This is a genomic window from Microbulbifer harenosus (genome assembly GCF_005771435.1).
In the GTDB taxonomy this organism is placed as follows: Bacteria; Pseudomonadota; Gammaproteobacteria; order Pseudomonadales; family Cellvibrionaceae; genus Microbulbifer; species Microbulbifer harenosus.
Genome location: NZ_VANI01000037.1, coordinates 1 through 2,626, shown reverse-complemented (window position 1 = coordinate 2,626; position 2,626 = coordinate 1). Strand labels below are relative to the sequence as shown.

General features: G+C 44.6%; 4 protein-coding genes. 1 reads left to right on the top strand and 3 read right to left on the bottom strand.

The window, feature by feature from the left end:
• The coding region (locus tag FDY93_RS19650; protein ID WP_220446261.1) for a hypothetical protein at positions 1-221 on the top strand (221 nt) is incomplete at its 5' end.
• Here the strand turns inward: FDY93_RS19650 and FDY93_RS19145 are convergent.
• From FDY93_RS19145 to FDY93_RS19135, 3 genes are all read right to left on the bottom strand, one after another.
• Positions 199-735, bottom strand: a complete 537-nt coding sequence (locus FDY93_RS19145) for a hypothetical protein (RefSeq protein ID WP_138237361.1) — start codon at positions 733-735, stop codon at positions 199-201. The genes FDY93_RS19650 and FDY93_RS19145 overlap by 23 nt on opposite strands.
• 259 nt (positions 736-994) lie before the next feature.
• Positions 995-1,459 (bottom strand): excalibur calcium-binding domain-containing protein, encoded by a 465-nt coding sequence (locus FDY93_RS19645; RefSeq protein WP_220446260.1) that lies wholly within the window; start codon positions 1,457-1,459, stop codon positions 995-997.
• A 164-nt stretch (positions 1,460-1,623) separates the two neighbouring features.
• On the bottom strand, positions 1,624-2,061 hold the full coding sequence (locus FDY93_RS19135) for a DUF2513 domain-containing protein (protein WP_138237360.1): 438 nt from the start codon (positions 2,059-2,061) through the stop codon (positions 1,624-1,626).
• Positions 2,062-2,626 lie beyond the last annotated feature (565 nt).

The window sequence follows — 2,626 nt, the reverse complement described above, 5'->3', positions numbered from 1 at the left end:
CCAAAGCGGCTCAATATTGGATGCTATTTAGTGGCACTGAAGTTTCAGAAGCCACGAAAAGATCAAAAATACTGACCGGCACCATAACGCCGCAATCAGACGCGGCTTACTTTGTGTGCTTTTTGCACGAAAATGGGAGCGCAGCGACCGCACAAAAAGTGCATAAAGCTGGCCGTCGGCTGCATTGCCTTGTTATGTTTATTCACTGGATACTCGAATAAAGAATGGGCCTCCAGCACCTATGGGGACTTGTGATTGACTAACATTGGTTACAATACTAGATTGAGCAGGCGAAACCATTGTACTTGCATATTGCATTGGTTTACCAAAGAAGTGTGGATCACCGTTGACGACTAAATAGTGCGCATTACTCGGTAGGGTTGTTTTCATTATAAAACTTCTTGGCACCTTGAAACCGCCAACATAAAACTTTGGTTCAAGATTTTCTTTTTTTATTAACTTAAAATTTCTATCGTAAATTCTAAATGTAGGGTAAATTACGTGTGCATAAATACCTGCAACTGACGAGAATACAGCAGCAAATTCTATCTCTCTCTTATGTTCAGAACTAGGAATTTCATAAGCGCGATAAAAGGACTTACCCTCACCGATGTACTGATATACTTGACCTTTACTCCCGAGCTCATCCTTTACATATTCATTTAGCAGTAAACTATCAATTTTTAGCTCGCCCAATGATTTTGCGGTTGGACTTGTATACTCTAATTTAGACAAATACTCTTCGTAGGAGCTATAAGATCGAAAACTTTCGCAGCCAGAAACTAGGCATGCAAAAATACATAACAGGAGTACCCTAAACTTCATTGATGTTTCCTCTTAAACATAACGCCCGCAGCAGGGGCGGCTTACCTTGTGCGTATTTTGCGCGAAAATGGGAGCGAAGCGACCCGCGCAAAATGTGCACAAGGTAAGACGTCCCGCGGAGGCCCGAAGGGCCGTAGCAAACTGCCTGCGATTGTTAGAGTTTGCTGGCTCAGAACCTGGAATCGCTCTCACAAGGAACCCCATCATTATCACCATCCATTTTTGTATTTGGGCAGTTTCTTATAAAAAACACCGCCTCTTCTCTGGATGTCATTTGGCTACAATGCTGCCGGCCATCGCATTTGAAATGCGACTTTGACTGATTGGATGAATAGAAATTTGAATTTTCAGTCTTTAATACGTTGAAGTTGGAGAAGCTTGAACTTACCGAGCCCGGCAATTCCAAACCGCCATTTGCATAGGCTAAGCCCAAGATCACAAGAATTCCCAAAAGTTGGAGTTTGAATGGACCTTTTGCATCTTGCCAATGGACGATTAAATAAATTATGGAAACTGGTGCTAAGAGCAGTACTGCAAGCCCCCAGAGGATGCCAGTTCTAAAGGCCGCTATAAGTAGGCCGATTCCGCCGATAATAAATATCCCAAGGCCTACATAAAAAATTATCTCTGCCACTCGATCTTCCTTTGTGTACTCTAACGCCCGCAGCAGGGGCGACCAATGCTGTGCACATATTGTGCTAAAAAGGGAGCGCAGCGACCAGCACAATATGTGCACAGCGTTGGGCGTCCCGCGGAGGCCCGAAGGGCCGGAGCAAACTGCCTGCGATTGTTATATGCCTACTCTGCGAGCAGCGCATCTAGCTTCTTCTTACCGATGTGTTCCAGCAGTTTTTGACCGCCCTCGAAGATCACTTTGAATGGAGCATTCTTGAATTCTGACTTAAGCTTCTCCAGAACCTCCTTATTCTCTAGAGAGCATGCAAAATCATGGCCCTTTTGCGTTAGGCGGATTGGAATACAGCTCACGCTTGCTAAGCCATCAAGAGATTCGTCCATACCTACATCTTTCATTGTAAAAACAGATCCAAATTTTGAAGAAATTAGCTGATTATCTATGGCTATTTGGATGTGAAAGACAAACTTTTCATTAAACGTTTTTGGCTCGCCTTCTATCCGTATTCCATTTTTTTCAAAATCAGGAATCTCTATATGGGCGGTTGGTGCCTCAAGAAAGACGTTTACTATTTTCGACAAATACTCTAGGTCTATTCTCATTGTTTGCTCCTTGGTTCAGGCATATAACGCCCGCAACAGGGGCGACCAATGCTGTGCACGTTTTGTGCGAAACTGGGAGCGCAGCGACCCGCACAAAACGTGCATAGCGTTGGGCGTCCCGCGGAGGCCCGAAGGGCCGGAGCATCCTGCTTGCGATTGTTATGAGCGCTTACGAAGTACACCTTTTACTCCACCTATTTTTATTGGACCGAATCTTCTAAAGAGCTGATCCAACAGTAGTGGCAGCATGATAAAGATAAATAAAACGGCAAACCAGCTAAAGTAAAAGAACAGATAAAAGAATGCTGCTGTCCCAACTGCCGATGCGACTATTGTCTCTATGAGATTTGCCCACCAAGTCTGATGAAAAATTGAGACGCATTCCGAGCATACATAGTTGTTACTAAGAATCGGAACACTCAGGCTCTTTTTAGAGCATTTTGGACATTTCCTTTTAAGCATGCTCGATTAGCTCATAACGCCCGCAACAGGGGCGACCAATGCTATGCACCTTTTGTGCGAAACTGGGAGCGCAGCGACCCGCACAAAAGGTGCATAGCGTTGG